Below are 18,762 nucleotides of genomic sequence, written 5' to 3' on the forward strand. Positions count from 1 at the left end.
GATGCGCGCAGGCCTGCTGTTCGTCCTGGGACTGATGCTGGCACTGCCGGCAGTGGCGGCGGATTACGTCGCCCTGCCGGGTGGGACTTTCACCAGCGTGCTGCCGGCCGACGGCAAGGCGGCGCCGGCGCAGGTGGCGCCATTCCGCCTGCGCACCGAACTGGTCACCAACGGCGAGTTCCTGGCCTTCGTGAAGAAGCACCCCGAGTGGCAACGCGACAAGGTGGCCAGCATCCTCGCCGATGCGCGCTATCTCACCCAGTGGGGCAGCGCCGACGCACTGGGTGACACGGCGTTGCCGCGCCAGCCGGTGACCCGGGTCAGCTGGTTTGCGGCGCAAGCCTATTGCGAGAGCGAAAACGCGCGACTGCCCAGCTGGTACGAATGGGAATACGCGGCCGCGGCCGATGCCACCCGCCGCGACGCCCGCGCCGACCCGGCCTGGCGCGAAAGCATCCTGGGCTGGTACGCGCGGCCGTCCAACACGGCCCTGCCCGACGTGGGCGGCATCGCCAACGTCTATGGCGTGCGCGACATCAACGGGTTGGTGTGGGAGTGGGTGGACGACTTCAACGCCTTGATGGTCGCCAGCGACAGCCGCGAGCAGGGCGATCCGGACCTGCTGAAATTCTGCGGCGCGGGCGCGATCAGCTTGCAGGAGAAGGAAAACTACGCGGTGCTGATGCGCATAGCGATGCTGTCCGCGCTCAAGGCCGCCAACACCACCAACAACATGGGCTTCCGTTGCGCGAAGTCCGAATGAGGCATGCGCCATGAAACGTCTGTTGTCCCTGCTTGCGATGCTCCTGCTGCTCGGCAGCGCGCGGGCGGCCACGCCGCTGCCCGGCAATTCGGTCTACAACCTGTCGGTGCAGTTGACCGACCAGGACGGTCATCAGCAGAAGCTGGCCGAGCGGCGCGGCCGGCCGCAGCTGGTCACCATGTTCTACACCTCGTGCCAGATGGTCTGCCCGATGATCATCGACAGCATGCGGCTGACCCGCAATGCACTGGACCCGGCCACCCGTGCCCGGATCGACCTGCTGGCGGTGAGCTTCGACCCCGTGCGTGACGACGTGGCCACGCTGCGCACCTACGCCGACAAGCGCAAGCTGGATTCGCGCATCTGGACCCTGGCGCGGGCCGAGCCTGCACAGGTGCGCCAGCTGTCCGGCGTGCTGGGCCTGCAGTACCGTCAGCTGCCGGACAAGGAATTCAACCACAGCAGCGAACTGATCCTGCTGGACAGCGACGGTCGCATCGCCGCGCGCACCACCCGCATCGGCAAGCTCGACCCGGCCTTCGTCGAGGCGATCCGCAAGCTGGTGGCTGCCACGCCGCAGGGTTGAGCGCAGGACGCAACCCGGGTTGATCCATGTCAGCGCGACATGCGGCGGTCGCGCGCAGACTTGGGCGCATGCTTCCGGAGAGTGCGCATGAGTGCCTGGTATCCGTGGATCGTGCTGCTGCACCTGTCCTGCGCGATCGTGTTCGTCGGCGCGGTGACCTTCGAGGTGGTGGTGCTCGAAGCGCTGCACCGGCATTTCGACATCGCCACCATGCAGCGCATCGAGAAGGCCGTGATGGCGCGGGTGCGCCGGTTCATGCCGGTGGTGGTGATCCTGCTGTTCGTCAGCGGCGGCGTGTTGTTCGAGATCCGCTGCGGCGGGCTCGAATGCGTCGGCAGCCGCTTCGGCAACTGGCTGCTGCTCAAGGTGCTGTTGGCGTTTGGCGTGCTCGGGGTATTCGTCAACGCGATGTGGGCGATGCGCAGCGGCAAGATGGACGTCTGCCGGTTCAGGCACACCCATCGCATCGTGCTGGGCTTGATGGTCGGCATCGTGTTCCTGGCCAAGACCATGTTCTACTTGTAGCCATCCATCCAGCAACGAGGTGCACGATGTCCACAGTCACATTCAAGGGCCAGCCGATCAGCGTCGACGGCCAGTTTCCCGCGCCGGGTTCGACCGCGCCGGCCTTCAGCCTGGTCGGCGCCGATCTGTCCGACGTGACGCTGTCGAGCCATGCCGGCAAGCGCAAGGTGCTGAACATCTTTCCCAGCATCGACACCGGCGTGTGCGCCACCTCGGTGCGCCGCTTCAACGAGCTGGCCGGCCAGCTCGACAACACCGTGGTGCTGTGCATCTCGGCCGACCTGCCGTTCGCGCAGGCGCGTTTCTGCGGCGCCGAAGGACTGGACAAGGTGATCAACCTGTCGCTGATGCGCGGCCGCCAGTTCCTCAACGACTACGGCGTGGCGATCGCCAGCGGCCCGTTGGCGGGGTTGGCTGCGCGTGCGGTGGTGGTATTGGACGAACATGACAAGGTCATCCATGCCGAGCTGGTCAGCGAGATCGGCCACGAGCCGAACTATGACGCGGCGTTGAAAGCGCTGGCCTGATCGCGACTATTGTAGGAGCGCACCCTGTGCGCTCCTACGGGCGCTCGATGCCGACGATCGGCACGCCGAACGGCTGGGCCTGCGGATGGAGACCTAGTCCGTATTTCAGGCTGCGACCGATGCGCTCGGCGTATTCCAGCATCGTGGCGGCCGCGGTTTCGTCCAGTTCTTCCGCGCAGGTTTCGCGCCACAGCGCCAGCCAGCGGTCGAAGTGTTCGGCACGGATCGGATGGGGCCGGTGCGCACCCATCGGATTGCCGCGATAGCTGCCGGCGCGCAGCGCCACCGAAGCCCAGAACGAGGTGAGCAGGCGCTTGTGTTCATCCCAGTCATGCACGGCCGCGTTGAAGATCGGACCGATCTGTGCGTCGCGACGCACCTTCTCGTAGAAATGGTCGACCAGCCTGGCCAGCGCGGTTTCATCGAGGGGTGACTGCGGGTTCATGCGGGACATTGTGGATCCGTGCGTGGAACGATGTGTGATGCCGGCACCAACAAAAAACGCATCCGGCCATGACGGCCGGATGCGTCGCTGGTCCAAGGAGCTTACTGGCCCAGGCTCAAGGTGCCCTTCATCAGCGCGGCGTGGCCGGGGAAGGTGCAGAAGAACGCGTACTGCTCGCCTGCCTTCAGCTTGGCCACGTTGATCGTGGCGACATCGGATTCGCCGCCGCCGATCAACTTGGTGTGGGCGATGATGCGCGCGTCACCCGGCTTTTCGTAGCTGCTGGCCGCGCCGGCCTTCATGCCGTCGGAAATCACGCCCGCCTCATCGCTGGCGTGCGACAGCACCCAGTTGTGCCCCATCGCGGTGGCCGGCAGCTTGCCGGTGTGCTTCAGGGTGACCTTGAACGACTTGCAGGTCTTGGGTACGGTGATCGTCTTGGTGTTGAACTGCATGGCGTCGTTGGCCTCGACCGTGGTCGCGCATTCGGCGGCCATCAGCGGAGTGGAAAGCAGGCCGAGCAGGGCAATGGCAATCAGTTTGCGCATCATGGGTTGCTCCTTGGGGAAGTTGGGGAACGAGTGAATTCTGCGATGGTGGTGCGTCATCGGCACTGACCTGGATCATGGCTTTCGCACTATCCGTCCCGGACACTCTAGCGACACACCGGCAGGCGTCGGAAGGAGGCAAGATGACGCACGTCGTCACCGAAAACTGCATCAACTGCAAGCACACCGATTGCGTCGAGGTGTGTCCGGTGGACTGCTTCCACGCCGGTCCCAATTTCCTGGTGATCGACCCCGACGAATGCATCGACTGCACGCTGTGCGTGGAGGAGTGCCCGGTCGGCGCGATCTTCCCCGAGCTCGACGTGCCGGCGGGCCAGGAGATCTTCATGTCGATCAACGCCGAGCTGGCGCGCGAATGGCCAGTGCTGACCAGCAAGATCCCGGCGATGGAAGATGCAGCGAAGTGGGACGGCGTGCCTGACAAGCTGCCGCTGCTGCAGCGCTGACCTCATTGGCTCCGCGCCGATACGGGCGACGCGAAAAGAAAAGGTTTATGGTGGGACGGCTCGGCGCGACGGCAGGGGAGTGGGGTCGTCGCATCGATGCTTGCGCGCGGGCCCAACCGGCATGGTCATGCTCATGATCATGCGATCTTTCGTCGCATCGGCCCGCATTCTCTCGCCTTGCCGGAGGAAGTAGCGATGAATGAAGCCGCACAACCCTTGACCGACGACGATACCGAGTTGTCGCCGTGGTGGCTGCGAACGGTGGCGCTGGTGATGGTGATCGGCTTCGCCGGATTGCTTGCCGTCACCTTGCTCGCCTACCGCAATGCGCCGCCGATTCCCGCAAAGGTGGTCGACGCCCAAGGCGCCGTGCTGTTCAGTGGCGACGATATTCGTGATGGCCAGGCGGTGTTCCTCAAGTACGGCCTGATGGACAACGGCAGCATCTGGGGACATGGCGCCTATCTGGGGCCGGATTATTCCGCCGAGGCGCTGCATCGTCTGGGCGAAGACACCGCTGCGGCCATTGCAGGCACGCAGTACGGCAAGCCCGTGGCTGCGCTGGATGCACGGCAGCAGGCCGCAGTGCACGCTGAAACGGCGGTGACCCTGAAGACCAATCGCTACGACGCGCAGAGTGGCGTGTTGCAATTGATCGAACCCGAAGCCGTCGCCTACCGGCAGCAGATCGGTTATTGGACCGACTATTTCAAGGACCCTACGAAGAATGGCGGGCTCAAGCCGAGCCTGATCACTGACCCTGCGGAGCTGCACCAGTTCACTGCCTTCGTGACCTGGGCGGCGTGGGCTTCGGTGGCGATGCGGCCCGGCACGGACGCGTCGTATACCAACAACTTTCCCTACGACCCCAGCGTGGGCAATGTCGCCACCGGAAGCGCGCTGTTGTGGAGCGCGCTCAGCCTGCTGGTGCTGTTGGCTGGTATCGCGACCGTGCTGCTGGCATTCGGCAAGTTCGATTATCTGGGCTGGATCAGCCGCGGCCATCACGTTCATCCGCAACTGCTGCCGGGGCAGTCCAGCCGGGGCCAGCGTGCACTGGTGAAGTTCTTCGTGGTGGTGGCGTTGCTGTTCCTGATGCAGACCCTGGTCGGTGGCGGCGTGGCGCACTTTCGCGCCGATCCGGGCAGCTTCTACGGCTTCCAGCTGGAGAACATTTTCCCCAGCAACCTGCTGCGCACCTGGCATCTGCAAACCGCGATCTTCTGGATCGCCACGGCGTATGTGGCTGCCGCCCTGTTCCTTGGCCGCTCGTTGCGCGCGCCGGATGACGAGCCGCGCTGGCTGGCCGGCTGGGTGCACGTGCTGTTTGCGGCCTTCGTGGTGGTCATCGGCGGCAGCCTGCTCGGGGTCTGGGCCGGTATCGAGCAGAAGCTGGGCAATCTGTGGTTCTGGCTTGGCGACCAGGGCTGGGAGTACCTCGAGCTCGGACGCGTATGGCAATACCTGCTGGTGGTTGGTCTGCTGGTCTGGTTCGCCATCCTGTGGGTGCTGGCGCGACCGCGCGCAGTGGCCAACGTGGCCGCCCGACCGCTGGCGAAAATGTTCATGTTCGCCGCCGTCGCCATTCCGGTGTTCTACGTGCCGGCGTTGTTTTTTGGTGCCAAGACCAATTACACGGTGGTCGATACGTGGCGCTTCTGGATCATCCATCTGTGGGTCGAGGGCTTCTTCGAGTTCTTCGCCACGACCATCGTGGCGCTGACCTTCTATCAACTGGGCCTGACCCGGCGCAACGTGGCTTTGCGCGTGATCTACCTGGACGCCATCCTGTATTTCCTGGGCGGCCTGATCGGCACCGGGCACCACTGGTATTTCACCGGCCACACGAACTTCAACATGTCGCTTTCGGCGCTGTTCTCGGTACTCGAAGTGGTGCCGCTGACCTTGCTGACGCTGGACGCCTGGGACTTCGTGCGCACCACCCGCGGCGATTGCGACGTGTGCGGCAAGGCCGTGGCGGTGCCGCACAAGTGGACGTTCTACTTCCTCATGGCGGTGGGCTTCTGGAACTTCGTCGGCGCGGGCATGTTCGGCTTCTTTCTCAACCTGCCGATCGTCAGCTACTACGAAGTGGGCACGCAGATCACGCCGACCCATGGCCATGCGGCGCTGATGGGCGTGTTCGGGATGCTGGCCGTCGCGCTGATGGTGTTCTGCCTTCGCCAGGCCAGCAGCGACGCGCGGTGGCCCGGCATCGAGAAGTACGTCAGGGTGGCGTTCTGGGGCACCAACATCGGACTGATGCTGATGATCCTGATGAGCCTGTTTCCCAGTGGCGTGATGCAGTTGTGGGACGTGCTGAAGCACGGCTACTGGCATGCGCGCAGCGCCGAGTACGTGGCGATGCCGCGTTCGCACCTGGTCGAATGGCTGCGCCTGCCCGGTGACCTGATCTTCATCGGCTTCGGCGCCATCCCGCTGGTGATTGCTTCGATCAAGGGTTGGCTGGGCGTCCGCGCGGATGCGCGGGCGGAGGCGCGCTGATTTTCGATCGCGCATGAAAAAGCCCACGCCGACCAGGATCGGCGCGGGCTTCGGTGTCTGCGAATCTGCGGATTACTTCGCGATGACGCGCACCATTTCCAGGCACTTGTTCGAGTAGCCCCACTCGTTGTCGTACCAGCTGACCAGCTTGACGAAGGTGCTGTCCAGCGCGATGCCGGCGTCGGCGTCGAACACCGAGGTGCAGGTTTCGCCGCGGAAATCGGTGGCCACGACCTTGTCTTCGGTATAGCCGAGGATGCCCTTCAGCGGGCCTTCGCTCTGCGCCTTCATCTCGGCGCAGATCTCGGCGTAGCTGGCGTCCTTTTCCAGCTCGACGGTGAGGTCGACCACCGAGACGTCCGAGGTCGGCACGCGGAAGCTCATGCCGGTGAGCTTCTTGTTGAGCTCGGGGATCACCACGCCGACCGCCTTGGCCGCGCCGGTGGAGGACGGGATGATGTTTTCCAGGATGCCGCGGCCGCCGCGCCAGTCCTTGTTGCTCGGGCCGTCCACGGTCTTCTGGGTGGCGGTGGCCGCGTGCACGGTGGTCATCAGGCCGCGCTTGATGCCCCACTTGTCGTTGAGCACCTTGGCGATCGGCGCCAGGCAGTTGGTGGTGCAGCTGGCGTTGGAGATGATCGCCTCGCCCTTGTAGGTCTTGTCGTTGACGCCGTAGACGAACATCGGCGTGTCGTCCTTGGACGGCGCGGACAGGATCACCTTCTTCGCGCCCGCGTCGATGTGCTTCTGCGCGGTTTCCTTGGTCAGGAACAGGCCGGTGGACTCGATCACCACGTCGGCGTTCACTTCATTCCACTTCAGGTTGGCCGGGTCGCGTTCCTGGGTCAGGCGGATGGACTTGCCGTTGATCACCAGCTGACCGTCCACGATCTTCACGTCGCCCTTGAAGCGGCCGTGCACGGAGTCGTAGTTCAGCATGTAGGCAAGGTAGTCCGGCTCCAGCAGGTCGTTGATCGCCACGATCTCGATGTCGTTGCCGAAGTTCTGCACGGCAGAGCGCAGCACGTTGCGACCGATGCGGCCGAAGCCGTTGATGCCGACCTTGATGGTCATGAGTGAACGTCCTCCTTAGGGGATGGCAGGCAAGGCCGCGGCAGCGGCCGGGAAACGGCCATTTTACAGCCAATCCGCCCGGGTTGCCCGACCGGCGCGGCAAGCCGGGCGAAGCCGGATGGCATGGCACCGGCTGCCGCCGTGCACAGGGCACGGCGAGCGGCAAAAAGCCGCAGCCGTCTGTGGCATGCTGCGGACATCATTCCGCTGGATCAACCGTCATGAGTTTCACCCGCCGCGCCGCCGTCCTGCTGGCCTGTCTCGTCATCGCGCCGGCGCAGGCATGGGGGCCGCTGGGTCACAGCGTGGTGGCCGAACTGGCGCAGCGCCATCTGAGTCCCGCCGCCGAAGCCGAGGTCGTACGCCTGCTGGCGCCGGAGCACACGAGCTCGCTGGCCGACATCGCCAACTGGCCGGACCAGATGCAGAACGATCCGGCGATGACGGCCTTGTGGAAGCAGACCCGCGGCCAGCATTACATCAACTTCCGCGGCGGCAGCGCCTGCGACTACGTGCCGCCGCGCGACTGTCGCAACGGCAATTGCGTGGTGTCGGCCCTGCAGTATTACGTCGGCGTGCTGGGTGATCGCAGCCAGAGCGACAAGGCGCGGCGCAATGCGCTGAAGTTCGTGGTGCATTTTGTCGGCGACATCCACCAGCCGCTGCATGCCGGCTATCGCGACGACAAGGGTGGCAACACCTTCCAGGTGCAGTTCGACGGCAAGGGCAGCAACCTGCACAAGGTGTGGGATTCGAGCATGCTCTACAGCCGCGACCTGGACTGGCAGCAGTACGCGCAACGGCTGGATTCCGCCGTGCCGGTCGCGCTGCCCGCGCCAATCGCCCCGCTGGACAACCCCTACGCCCAGTGGGCCGAGGAATCCTGCCGGATCACCGCCGAGCCGGGTTTCTATCCGTCCGGGCACACGATCGACAAGGCCTACGTCAAGGCCGAGCTGCCCGAGGCGGAGCTGCGCCTGCGCCAGGCCGGTCGTCGGCTGGCGGCGGTATTGAACCTCGCCCTGGGCAAATAGCCGTCCGTGTCATCGCCTATGCATACGAATGCATGGGGATGGCGTGCCCTCCTTCATCTGCTAGCCTCGACCCATGAACGAAAATCCGCTGCGCCGTACCAAGATCGTCGCCACCCTGGGCCCTGCCACCGATGCGCCGGGCATGCTGGCGCGGATCATCGCCGAAGGCGTCAACGTGGTTCGCCTGAATCTTTCGCACGGCCAGCCCGACGATCATCGGGCGCGCGCCAATGCGGTGCGTGCCGCGGCCAGCGAGGCCGGTTGCGAAGTGGGCATCCTGGCCGACCTGCAGGGACCGAAGATCCGCATCGAGACGTTCGCCAACGGGCCGGTGGAGCTGGTCGACGGCGCACCCTTCGTGCTGGATTGCCGGCCCGATGCGCCGCCCGGCGATGCCTCGCGCGTGGGCGTGAGCTATTACGGCCTGCCCGGCGACGTGCATGCCGGAGACGTGCTGCTGCTGGATGACGGGCTGGTCGCGCTGACCGTGCTGGACGTGGTCGGTGCCGAGGTGCGTTGCCAGGTGCTGATCGGCGGCAGGCTGTCCAACCGCAAGGGACTCAACCGCCAGGGCGGCGGACTCTCGGTGACGGCGCTGTCGGACAAGGACAAGTCCGACATCAAGCTGGCCGCCGAGATCGGCGCCGATTTCCTGGCCATCTCGTTCGTCCGTTCGGCCGAAGACATGCACCAGGCGCGGCGCCTGCTGCACGAGGCCGGTGGCAACGCCGCGCTGGTGGCGAAGATCGAGCGCGCCGATGCGATCCCCGTGCTGGGCGAAATCATCGACGCGTCCGACGTGGTGATGGTGGCGCGCGGCGATCTGGGCGTGGAGATCGGCGACGCCGAGCTGCCCGGCCTGCAGAAGAAGATCATCCGCGAGTCGGTGCAGCGCAACCGCGCGGTGATCACCGCCACCCAGATGCTGCAGTCGATGGTGCGCTCGCCGATCCCGACCCGGGCCGAAGTGCTCGACGTGGCGAACGCGGTGATCGACGGCACCGACGCGGTGATGCTGTCGGAGGAAACCGCCGCCGGTGCGCATCCGGACAAGGCGGTGGCCGCGATGCGCCGGATCTGCCTGGGCGCCGAACGCCAGTTCGAGCCGAAGGAGGACCTGACCGCCACCGGCCACATGCTCGATCGCACCGACCAGGCGATCGCGCTGGCGGCGATGATGCTGGCCAGCCAGCTCGACGTGCGGGCGATCGTGGCGCTGACCGAATCCGGCGCCACCGCGCAATGGCTGTCGCGCTACGGCAGCGCCGTACCCATCTTTGCCCTGTCGCCGATGGCCGGCTCGCGTCGGCGCATGCTGCTGTTGCGCGACGTGCAGCCGGTGGCGTTCTCCCACGAGGGCCTGACTTCGGTCGCCACCGCACGCTCGGCGGTGCAGCAGTTGTTCGCCCAGGGACGTCTGCAGGAAGGCGATCGCGTGGTGCTGACCCAGGGCGACCACGTCGGCCAGGGCGGCGGCACCAATACGCTGAAGCTGCTTTCGGTCGGCAGCGACGGCATGGTGGAGTGCCTGCGCGACCTGTGACGGGTCGAACAAGGCGCGACTTCCTGGCAACAGGCGTTTCACTGGGGACAAAGTCATGAAGACGACGTTGCATACCGTGCTGTGCGTGGCCATTCGGCTTGGCGCCGTGCTCATGGCGGTAGGTATTCTTGAACAGATACCGGGACTTGTGCTTTATCCCACGCAGGACGGCCACCTCGTGTGGGCAGCGTTGTCGCTGCATGGCGCCGGCCTGCTGCTGGCTTTTGCGCTGTGGCTGTGGCCGAACCTGCTGGCATGGTGGGCGGTGGGGCGCAACCGGCATGAAATGCTGGAACTGGCGATCACCCCGGCGCAACTGCAATACGTGGCGATGTCCGTCGTGGGGATATGGGCGCTGATCGGTGGCCTGAGCGGTCTTGTCGCGCACGGCGCGGTGGTCCTGTTCGTCAAGCAAGCCGCGGTGGTGGGTGATGCTTCCGGCATGATTCCCGCCAGTGAATGGCGCTCGATGGTCTATTTCGGAACGATGCTGTTGACCGGCGCGGCGCTGACCCTCGGCGCGCGTGGTCTGGCGGGGTTGCTGCAGCGCCTGCGCGGCTACCCGCAGGCCATCACGGCGAGCGACGATAACGCTGACTTCGCACAGGACGGTTAAACTGCCGGCACAAGGATTTCGTCCATGTCCTCCAGGAGTTCGTCATGAAAACCACGATTCGCCCACTTCGTCGCGGACTGTTGCTGGCATTGGCGCTTGGCGTCGTCGCCCCGGTGTTCGCCCAGGGCCAAGCGCGCAAGATCGACCAGCAAGACCTCTATCGCTACTGGATCCTGCTCAACACCCAGGTGCAGATGGATGTGCCCAATACGGGACTGAACCTGGACAAGCCCGGTTGCGCGGCGGTGACTTATACGGTCGGTTCGGACGGCGTGCCGATGAACGTGCAGGTGGCCAAGGTGGTGCCCAAGAGCGACCTGGGACCGGTGGCGCGCAGCGCGGTTTCCAACTTCCGCTACGGCCCGTCGCTGAGCAATCGCATCGGTGAGCCGGTGGCCACCTATTACATCGTGCCGTTCAACGCGCCCAAGGACCCGGCTCAGCGCCAGCAGCTGATGGATGCCTGCAAGCTGCCTGGCTACACGCCCTGAGGCGGTCGCGGGCCGCCGCGGGGCGGCCCGGCGCGCCCGCCGGTGAATCTGGCCTATAATTGCCGTTTTGAACCATGCCGCTTCGTCTTCGAGGCGGCTTCAACCATGTGCGGGCGTGAAGCCGGCCGCACCACGGAGTCGTCATGAGTATTGAAGATCTCGAAAGCATCGCCCTGGCGATGGTCGCGCCCGGCAAGGGCATCATCGCCATCGACGAGTCGACCAACACCATCAAGAAGCGTTTCGAGGCCGTCGGCATCGAGAACACCGAGGAAAACCGCCGCGCCTACCGTGAGCTGCTACTGACCACGCCGGGCCTGAACGAGCACATCTCCGGTGCGATCCTGTACGACGAGACGATCCGCCAGTCGACCAAGGACGGCGTGCCGTTCACCCAGGTCATGAAGAAGCTGGGCATCATCCCCGGCATCAAGGTCGACAAGGGCCCGCAGCCGCTGGCCGGCTTCCCCGGTGACGTGGTCACCGAAGGCCTCGACGGCCTGCGTGAACGCCTGCAGGAATACGCCAAGCTCGGCGCGCAGTTCGCCAAGTGGCGCGCGGTGATCAACATCACCGAAGAGAACCCCAGCTCCACCGCGATCGAGGCGAACTGCCACGTGCTGGCGCGCTATGCGGCGCTGTGCCAGGAAGCGGGCCTGGTGCCGATGGTCGAGCCCGAAGTGATCATGGACGGCGACCACAGCATCGAAGTCAGCTACGAAGTGCACGAGGCCGTGCTGCGCAGCCTGTTCAACGCGCTGTACGAGCAGAACGTGATGCTGGAAGGCACCATCCTGAAGATCAGCATGGTCATCCCGGGCAAGGACTCGGACGAGCAGGTCGACGTCGAGGAAGTGGCCGAGGCCACCGTGCGCGTGTTGAAGTCCACCGTGCCGGCCTCGCTGCCGGGCATCGTGTTCCTTTCCGGCGGCCAGACCGACGAGCAGTCCACCGCCCATCTGAACGCGATGAACCAGATCGGTCCGCATCCGTGGCCGCTGTCGTTCTCCTACGGTCGCGCCATGCAGCAGGCGGCGCTGAAGCTGTGGTCGAAGGACATGAAGGCGAACTATGCCGACGCCCAGAAGACCGTGCACGCCCGCGCCCGTGACAACGGCCTGGCGGCGCTGGGTCAGTGGAAGGGCTGAGGTTGAATTCCCGCGGTCGTCGGTGATCGCGGGAAGTTGCACGCTACAAAAAGAACGGGCGCCTCGCGGCGCCCGTTTTTTTACCTTGCTTGAGCCGACAACCGATCAGAAGCGATATTCGGCGCTGACCGAAACCATGTCGGTGCTGAGATCCACGCGGTCCTTCTTCGCGTCGTAGTAGTCGTAGTTCAGGCCGACACTGACGTTGTTGCTGAAGTCGTAACCCACGCCGGCACCGGCGTACCAGCTGGTGTCGTCCAAGCCCTTGCGAACCGGGTTGGCGTCGTTGCTGAGGCCGTGGCCCTTCCAGCCGTAGATGCCGCCGCGGGCGCTAACGTACCAGTTCGGGGTGACGTTGAAGTGGCCGTTCACGCCGGCGGTCCAGCCGTGCAGCTGCGATTTGCCATCCTCGACCACCGGCTGGCTGTTGAAGATGTTCTTGGCGTGGATGTTGCCCAGATCGTTGTAACCGACCTCGGCGCCCAGCGCGACCGACGGGCTCACCGCCCAACGGTAACCGCCGTTGATGCCATAGCCGGTGTCGTTGTCGTCATACGCACCATGGTTGATCGAGGTCTGGCCGACGTTGCCGTTGATGAACCAGCCGTCATTGTGCGTGGGTGCGCTCTGCGCGAACACGGCGGGGCCGGCGAACACGCCAGCGGTGGCCAGGGCGAGGGCAATCAGGGTCTTGTTCATTTTCATGGAGCTTCTCCAGTTTGTTGTCATGGCAGTCGGCCCGATGGGGGAGTGGCCGCTGCTGGTGGTGCGCTGTCCAAGGTGGTCGGCGACACGGAGACTTAGATGGGTCGGGCCGGGAAAGATTCAATACCGATTAGTTCAGTATTAAGCCGGCGTTAACGAAAACGGCTCGGACGGATCAGAAACGGTACTCGGCCGTCAGCGAAGCCGTGTCCGAGGTCAGGCCGACCCGATCCTTGTTGGCGCGGTAGTAGTCGTACGACAGGCCCAGGCTGAAATGCGGATTGAAGTCGTAGCCCGTGCCCACGCCGGCATACCAGTCGACCTGGTCGAGGTCATGCCGGTTGATGTCCTGGTTGGCGTAGCCGTGGCCCTTCCAGCCATACACGCCGGCCCGGCCGCTGACATACAGCCCCTGCCACACGTTGATCTTGCCGTTGACGCCGGCGGTCCAGCCGCGCAGCGCGTTGCGGCGGTCGGTCAGGTTGACGTCGTTGCTGTTGAAGGCGTTCTTCAGCTTGAAGTTGCCCAGGTCGTTGTAGCCGACCTCCACGCCGAGGCCGACATCCGGGCCGACCTTCCAGCGGTAGCCGCCGTTGATGGCGTAGGTCGTCGGGTGGTCGTTGTAGGGGCCGACGCGCATGTGCGCCTGGCCGACACTGCCGTTGAGGAACCAGTTGCCGCTGCCGATCGGCTGGCCGGGCTGGAAGTTGCCGCTCGTGGCGGCTTCGGTCGTGCCGGCCGTGGACTGGGTGTCCTGGGCAAAGGCCGGAACCGTGCACAGTCCGGTGGTGGCGATGGCGAGTGCGAATAGATGCTTGTTCATGGGGAGTCCTCTTCTTTGATCCGGACCACGGCGCATTCCGCGGAACGCACGGGTCGGGCAGCGCTCGGGGATGGCGCTGCGGGCACATTGATAGTGGGTCGAGACTGAAGCTCGCCGAACCGTGGGATGTCGGGGTTAAGCGGTGATTAATCGAAAAGCCGCAGACGACAGCGCACGGTCGATCGGCGACAATAGACGTTTTGCACCCGCCGGAGACTGCCCGATGACCACCCGCCGCGAACTCGCCAACGCCGTGCGAGCCCTTGCCATGGATGCCGTGGAAGCGGCCAAGTCCGGCCATCCGGGCATGCCGATGGGCATGGCCGATCTCGCCGAGGTGCTGTGGAACGATTTCCTGAAGTTCAATCCGGCCAACCCCAAGTGGTTCAACCGCGATCGCTTCGTGCTGTCCAACGGCCACGGCTCGATGCTGCAGTACGCGCTGCTGCACCTGACCGGCTTCGACCTGCCGATGGATCAGCTGAAGCGCTTCCGCCAGCTGCATTCGAAGACCGCCGGCCACCCGGAAGCCAGTGAAACGCCGGGAGTGGAAACCACCACCGGCCCGCTGGGCCAGGGCCTGGCCAACGCCGTCGGCTTCGCGCTGGCGGAGAAGGTGCTGGCGGCGCATTTCAACCGTGACGGCCACGAAGTAGTCGATCACCACACCTACGTCTTCCTCGGCGACGGCTGCCTGATGGAAGGCATCTCGCACGAAGTCGCCTCGCTGGCCGGCACCTGGCAGCTGGGCAAGCTGGTCGCGATCTACGACGACAACGGCATCTCCATCGACGGCGAAGTGCACGGCTGGTTCACCGACGACACGCCGGCGCGCTTCGAGGCCTATGGCTGGAACGTGATCCGCGGCATCGACGGGCACGACGCCGAGGCGATCAGGAAGGCGATTGCTGCCGCTACGGCGCAGCACGACAAGCCCACCCTGATCTGCGCCAAGACCATCATCGGTTTCGGCGCGCCGCACAAGCAGGGCAAGGAAGAAAGCCACGGCGCCCCGCTGGGCAAGGACGAGATCGCCGCCGCCCGCGAACAGCTGGGCTGGAAGTACGCGCCGTTCGAAATCCCGGCCGAGATCTACGCCGCCTGGGATCACAAAAAGTCAGGTAATGAAGCCGAGCAGGCCTGGAACGACGCGTTCGCGAAATACGCCGCCGCGCATCCGGAGCTGGCTGCCGAGTTCAAGCGGCGCCTCGCCGGCGAGCTGCCCGCCGACTGGGCGGAGAAGTCGCAGGCGTATATCGCGAAGTTGCAGGCCGAGGGCCCGGAAGTGGCCTCGCGCAAGGCCTCGCAGATGACGCTGGACGCGTTCGGCCCGCTGCTGCCCGAACTGATCGGCGGCTCGGCCGACCTGGCCGGCTCCAACCTCACCAAGTGGAAGGGCAGCCTCGACGCCGCCACCGGCGACAGCGCGGGCGGCCAGGGCAACTACGTCTACTACGGCGTGCGCGAGTTCGGCATGACCGCGATCGCCAACGGCGTGGCCCTGCACGGCGGCTTCATCCCGTACGACGCGACCTTCCTGGTGTTCTCCGACTATGCCCGCAATGCGGTGCGCATGAGCGCGCTGATTCCGGCGCACGCGATCCACGTCTACACGCACGACTCGATCGGCCTGGGCGAGGACGGTCCGACCCACCAGCCGGTCGAGCACATGGCCAGCCTGCGCTACATCCCGAACAACCAGCTGTGGCGTCCATGCGACGCCGTGGAATCGGCGGCGTCGTGGAAGGCGGCGATCGAGCGCAAGGGCGCGCCGTCGTGCCTGATCTTCTCGCGGCAGAACCTCAAGCATCAGCAGCGCAGCGAGCAGCAGGTCGCCGACATCATGCGCGGCGGTTACGTGCTGTCCGATCCGCTGGACACGAAGTTCCAGGCCATCCTGATCGCCACCGGCTCGGAAGTGGAACTGGCGATGGAAGCCTCGCGCGCGCTGGCCCAGCAGGACGTGGCGGTGCGCGTGGTGTCGATGCCTTGCACCGAGGTGTTCGACGCGCAGCCGCTGGAATACCGCGAAGGCGTGTTGCCGGGCTGGTGCCGCGCCCGCGTGGCGGTGGAAGCGGCGACTGCCGACTTCTGGTGCAAGTACGTGGGCCTCGACGGCGAGGTCATCGGCATGACCACGTTCGGTGCCTCCGCACCCGCACCGCAGCTGTTCGAACACTTCGGCTTCACCGTGGCGCACGTGATCGATGCGGTGAAGCGCGTCGTGCGCTGAGCGCGGGTTTCTTCATCCACAAAAAAGCCGCGGCATGCCGCGGCTTTTTTTACGCGCTGGCAAACTCAGGCGAGCAGCAGGCCAGCCAGTTCGTCCGGTGTCGCCGCGATCGCGCTGGCCCCGGCCTGCTCCAGTTCCTCGCGGTTGCCGAAGCCCCACAGCACGCCGAAACCGCGCACGCGGTTGGCCACTGCGCCGTCGATGTCGAAGTGGCGGTCGCCGATCATCACGGCGTCTGCCGGGTCGCTGTCGAAATCCGCCAGCGCCTCGGCGATCATCGAGGCCTTCTCGCTGTGTGGGCTGTCCGGATGCGGGCCGTACAGGCGCAGGAAGGCGTCGCCGAAGGGCAGGTGGGCGATGATCGGCGCGGCGTGGCGGTGCGGCTTGCTGGTGACCACGGCGAGTCGGTGGCCGGCGCCGAGCAGCCGTTCGATCAGCGCCTCGATGCCCGGATAGACCTCGTGTTCCCGCCAGCCCAGCGTGTTGAAACGCTCGTGGTAGTAATCCACCGCCGCCTCGATCCGCTCGGGATCGTGATCCAGCAAGGGCGCAAAGCTGTGCCGCAGCGGCGGACCGATCCAGCGGCGCAGTTCCTCGTGCGCGGGCGCCGACACGTCGAGCCGGGCCAGAGCGTGTCTCACGCAGGCGGTGATGCCATGCTCGGAATCGATCAGGGTGCCGTCGAGGTCGAACAGGCAGAGCATTACTTCGCGGCCCGCGCCTTCAATGCGGTGACCGCGGGCAGTTCCTTGCCTTCGAGGAATTCGAGGAAGGCGCCGCCGCCGGTGGAGATGTAGGAAACCTGGTCGGCGATGCCGTACTTGTCGACGGCCGCCAGGGTGTCGCCGCCGCCGGCGATCGAGAATGCGTCCGACGCGGCGATCGCGCGGGCCAGGGTCTCGGTGCCCTTGCCGAAGGCGTCGAACTCGAACACGCCGACCGGACCGTTCCACACCACGGTGCCGGCCCTGGCGATCAGCGCGGCGTAGATCTCCGCGGTTTGCGGGCCGATGTCGAGGATCATTTCGTCCGGCCCGACCTGATCGACCGGTTTCACCGTGGCCGGCGCCTGGGCGGAGAAGGTCGGTGCCACCACCACGTCGACCGGCATCGGCACTTCGGCGCCACGTCGCTTTGCGTCGGCCAGCACCTTCTTCGCCGCGTCGAGCAGGTCCATCTCCACCAGCGAGTTGCCGACCGAGTGGCCCATCGCCGCGATGAAGGTATTGGCGATGCCGCCGCCCACGATCAGCTGGTCGACCTTGCCGATCAGGTTGTCCAGCAGGGTCAGCTTGGTCGACACCTTCGAACCGGCCACGATCGCCAGCAGCGGGTGGGCCGGATGTTCCAGCGCCTTGCCCAGCGCGTCGAGCTCGGCGCACAGCAGCGGGCCGGCGGCGGCGACCGGGGCGTACCTGATCACGCCGTGGGTCGAGGCCTGGGCGCGGTGCGCGGTGCCGAAGGCGTCCATCACGAAGATGTCGCACAGCGCCGCATATTTCTTTGCCAGCACCTCGTCGTCCTTGCCCTCGCCGACATTCATGCGGCAGTTTTCCAGCAGCACGACTTCGCCCGGGCCGACCTCGACGCCGTCAGCCAGATAGTCGGAAACCAGCCGCACCGGCTGATCCAGCTTGCCGCCGAGCCAGAGTGCCACCGGCGCCAGTGAGGATTCGGCGTCGAACTGGCCTTCCTTGGGGCGGCCCAGGTGCGACATCACCATGACGCGGGCGCTGGCATCGCGGGCGGCCCGGATGGTCGGCAGGGCGGCGTCGAGGCGCTGGGTCGAGGTGATCTGGCCGTGGTCGTCGAACGGCACGTTCAGGTCTTCGCGGATCAGCACGCGCTGGTCGCGCAAATCGAGGTCGCTCATGCGGGTGACGGACACGGCAGGACTCCAGTGGTGGTCGGGATTCACCGCGAACGGGCGGCAGCCTACTATTGTCCGGTCCCGGTCGTGTCGATGCAAACCGGCCGCCGTTCGACGGGGCGTTGCGGCCCGGACCGGCCCGGGCCACACTGTCGCCTGCTTGCCATCATCGTGCAGAGGGGGACTGCTCATGGCCACCGGTCTGGTGCTTTACAGCTACTGGCGCTCCAGCGCTGCCTATCGCGTGCGCATCGCGCTGAACCTCAAGGGGTTGGAGTACGAAACCCGGCCGGTGCATCTGGTGCAGGACGGCGGTCAGCAGCATGCGCCGGCCTACAAGGCACTCAACCCACAGGAAATGGTGCCGTGCCTGCTCGATGGCGATCGGGTGATCACCCAGTCACTGGCGATCATGGAATACCTGGACGAGATGCACCCGGAACTGGAAACGGCCCTGCTGCCGGTGGACGCCCGCGGTCGCGCCCAGGTCAGGGCGCTGGCGATGGCGGTCACCTGCGACATCCATCCGCTGGGCAACCTGCGTGTCCTGCAACAGCTGGAGGCTGAATTTGGCGCCAGCGAGGAACAGCGCGCGGCCTGGTCGCGACACTGGATGGCGGCGGGTTTCAGGGCGATCGAGGAGCAGCTGTCCGACAGCGCCGCGACGGGTCGCTATTGCCACGGCGAGACGCCGAGCATGGCCGACGCCTGCCTGATTCCGCAGGTCTACAACGCGCTGCGCTGGAAACTGCCGATGGACGATTACCCCACCATCGCGCGCATCCACCGCGCCTGCAACGAACTGGAAGCGTTCCAGCGTGCCGCTCCGGAGGCTCAGCCGGACGCGCCTTGAGAACGT

At 65.7% G+C, this 18,762-nt stretch carries 20 protein-coding genes; 13 read left to right on the top strand and 7 right to left on the bottom strand.

The window, feature by feature from the left end:
• The first annotated feature begins 1 nt into the window (after nt 1).
• From ASD55_RS12875 to tpx, 4 genes are all read left to right on the top strand, one after another.
• Nucleotides 2–763 (top strand): formylglycine-generating enzyme family protein, encoded by a 762-nt coding sequence (locus ASD55_RS12875; RefSeq protein ID WP_056766692.1) that lies wholly within the window; start codon nt 2–4, stop codon nt 761–763.
• Nucleotides 764–773: 10 nt separating this feature from the next.
• Nucleotides 774–1,349, top strand: coding sequence for an SCO family protein (locus tag ASD55_RS12880; protein ID WP_056766694.1), 576 nt, complete (start codon nt 774–776; stop codon nt 1,347–1,349).
• Between the two features lie 87 nt (nt 1,350–1,436).
• A complete protein-coding gene (locus ASD55_RS12885) occupies nt 1,437–1,874 on the top strand; it encodes a hypothetical protein (RefSeq protein WP_056766696.1) in 438 nt (145 codons plus the stop codon).
• Between the two features lie 26 nt (nt 1,875–1,900).
• Nucleotides 1,901–2,401, top strand: coding sequence for a thiol peroxidase (gene tpx / locus ASD55_RS12890; protein WP_056713951.1), 501 nt, complete (start codon nt 1,901–1,903; stop codon nt 2,399–2,401).
• 34 nt (nt 2,402–2,435) lie between these two features.
• On the opposite strand, the gene ASD55_RS12895 is transcribed toward tpx, so the two are convergent.
• Together ASD55_RS12895 and azu are read right to left on the bottom strand one after the other, a co-directional pair.
• On the bottom strand, nt 2,436–2,846 hold the full coding sequence (locus tag ASD55_RS12895) for a group III truncated hemoglobin (RefSeq protein ID WP_056713954.1): 411 nt from the start codon (nt 2,844–2,846) through the stop codon (nt 2,436–2,438).
• A gap of 101 nt (nt 2,847–2,947) precedes the next feature.
• Nucleotides 2,948–3,394: an azurin gene (gene azu, locus ASD55_RS12900; RefSeq protein ID WP_056713982.1), complete on the bottom strand. Its 447-nt coding sequence runs from the start codon at nt 3,392–3,394 to the stop codon at nt 2,948–2,950.
• 143 nt (nt 3,395–3,537) lie between these two features.
• On the opposite strand from azu, the gene fdxA reads away from it, so the two are divergent.
• Nucleotides 3,538–3,861 (top strand): ferredoxin FdxA, encoded by a 324-nt coding sequence (gene fdxA / locus ASD55_RS12905; protein ID WP_056713957.1) that lies wholly within the window; start codon nt 3,538–3,540, stop codon nt 3,859–3,861.
• Nucleotides 3,862–4,056: 195 nt separating this feature from the next.
• Nucleotides 4,057–6,366: a cbb3-type cytochrome c oxidase subunit I gene (locus ASD55_RS12910; protein ID WP_056766698.1), complete on the top strand. Its 2,310-nt coding sequence runs from the start codon at nt 4,057–4,059 to the stop codon at nt 6,364–6,366.
• A 72-nt stretch (nt 6,367–6,438) separates the two neighbouring features.
• Here ASD55_RS12910 and gap read toward each other — a convergent pair whose 3' ends face one another.
• Nucleotides 6,439–7,440: a type I glyceraldehyde-3-phosphate dehydrogenase gene (gap, locus tag ASD55_RS12915; protein ID WP_056766700.1), complete on the bottom strand. Its 1,002-nt coding sequence runs from the start codon at nt 7,438–7,440 to the stop codon at nt 6,439–6,441.
• Nucleotides 7,441–7,661: 221 nt separating this feature from the next.
• Between gap and ASD55_RS12920 the strand changes: the two genes are divergently transcribed.
• The 5 genes from ASD55_RS12920 to ASD55_RS12940 all read left to right on the top strand — a co-directional run bounded on the left by ASD55_RS12920 (nt 7,662) and on the right by ASD55_RS12940 (nt 12,272).
• Nucleotides 7,662–8,474, top strand: a complete 813-nt coding sequence (locus ASD55_RS12920; protein ID WP_056766702.1) for a S1/P1 nuclease — start codon at nt 7,662–7,664, stop codon at nt 8,472–8,474.
• 73 nt (nt 8,475–8,547) lie between these two features.
• Complete coding sequence (pyk, locus tag ASD55_RS12925; protein ID WP_056713969.1) at nt 8,548–10,017, top strand: pyruvate kinase; 1,470 nt, start codon at nt 8,548–8,550, stop codon at nt 10,015–10,017.
• A 55-nt stretch (nt 10,018–10,072) separates the two neighbouring features.
• A complete protein-coding gene (locus tag ASD55_RS12930; RefSeq protein WP_157599001.1) occupies nt 10,073–10,633 on the top strand; it encodes a hypothetical protein in 561 nt (186 codons plus the stop codon).
• 44 nt (nt 10,634–10,677) lie between these two features.
• Nucleotides 10,678–11,124, top strand: coding sequence for an energy transducer TonB (locus tag ASD55_RS12935; RefSeq protein ID WP_056713974.1), 447 nt, complete (start codon nt 10,678–10,680; stop codon nt 11,122–11,124).
• 143 nt (nt 11,125–11,267) lie between these two features.
• Entirely contained in the window at nt 11,268–12,272 is a 1,005-nt protein-coding gene (locus ASD55_RS12940; protein WP_056713977.1) for a class I fructose-bisphosphate aldolase, read from the top strand.
• Between the two features lie 105 nt (nt 12,273–12,377).
• Here ASD55_RS12940 and ASD55_RS12945 read toward each other — a convergent pair whose 3' ends face one another.
• Both ASD55_RS12945 and ASD55_RS12950 read right to left on the bottom strand, forming a co-directional pair.
• Complete coding sequence (locus ASD55_RS12945; RefSeq protein ID WP_007807528.1) at nt 12,378–12,977, bottom strand: porin family protein; 600 nt, start codon at nt 12,975–12,977, stop codon at nt 12,378–12,380.
• 175 nt (nt 12,978–13,152) lie between these two features.
• Nucleotides 13,153–13,800, bottom strand: a complete 648-nt coding sequence (locus ASD55_RS12950) for an outer membrane beta-barrel protein (protein WP_056766704.1) — start codon at nt 13,798–13,800, stop codon at nt 13,153–13,155.
• Between the two features lie 223 nt (nt 13,801–14,023).
• On the opposite strand from ASD55_RS12950, the gene tkt reads away from it, so the two are divergent.
• A complete protein-coding gene (tkt, locus tag ASD55_RS12955; protein ID WP_056766705.1) occupies nt 14,024–16,033 on the top strand; it encodes a transketolase in 2,010 nt (669 codons plus the stop codon).
• 65 nt (nt 16,034–16,098) lie between these two features.
• Here the strand turns inward: tkt and ASD55_RS12960 are convergent, their stop codons facing one another.
• Both ASD55_RS12960 and ASD55_RS12965 read right to left on the bottom strand, forming a co-directional pair.
• A complete protein-coding gene (locus ASD55_RS12960; RefSeq protein WP_056766707.1) occupies nt 16,099–16,737 on the bottom strand; it encodes an HAD hydrolase-like protein in 639 nt (212 codons plus the stop codon).
• On the bottom strand, nt 16,737–17,921 hold the full coding sequence (locus ASD55_RS12965; protein ID WP_056766709.1) for a phosphoglycerate kinase: 1,185 nt from the start codon (nt 17,919–17,921) through the stop codon (nt 16,737–16,739). The genes ASD55_RS12960 and ASD55_RS12965 overlap by 1 nt, the downstream gene beginning before the upstream one ends.
• Before the next feature lie 172 nt (nt 17,922–18,093).
• Here ASD55_RS12965 and maiA point away from each other — a divergent pair, with 172 nt between their 5' ends.
• Nucleotides 18,094–18,756, top strand: coding sequence for a maleylacetoacetate isomerase (gene maiA, locus ASD55_RS12970; RefSeq protein ID WP_056766711.1), 663 nt, complete (start codon nt 18,094–18,096; stop codon nt 18,754–18,756).
• The last annotated feature ends 6 nt before the right edge of the window (nt 18,757–18,762 follow it).

The organism is Rhodanobacter sp. Root561 (assembly GCF_001427365.1).
GTDB lineage: Bacteria > Pseudomonadota > Gammaproteobacteria > Xanthomonadales > Rhodanobacteraceae > Rhodanobacter.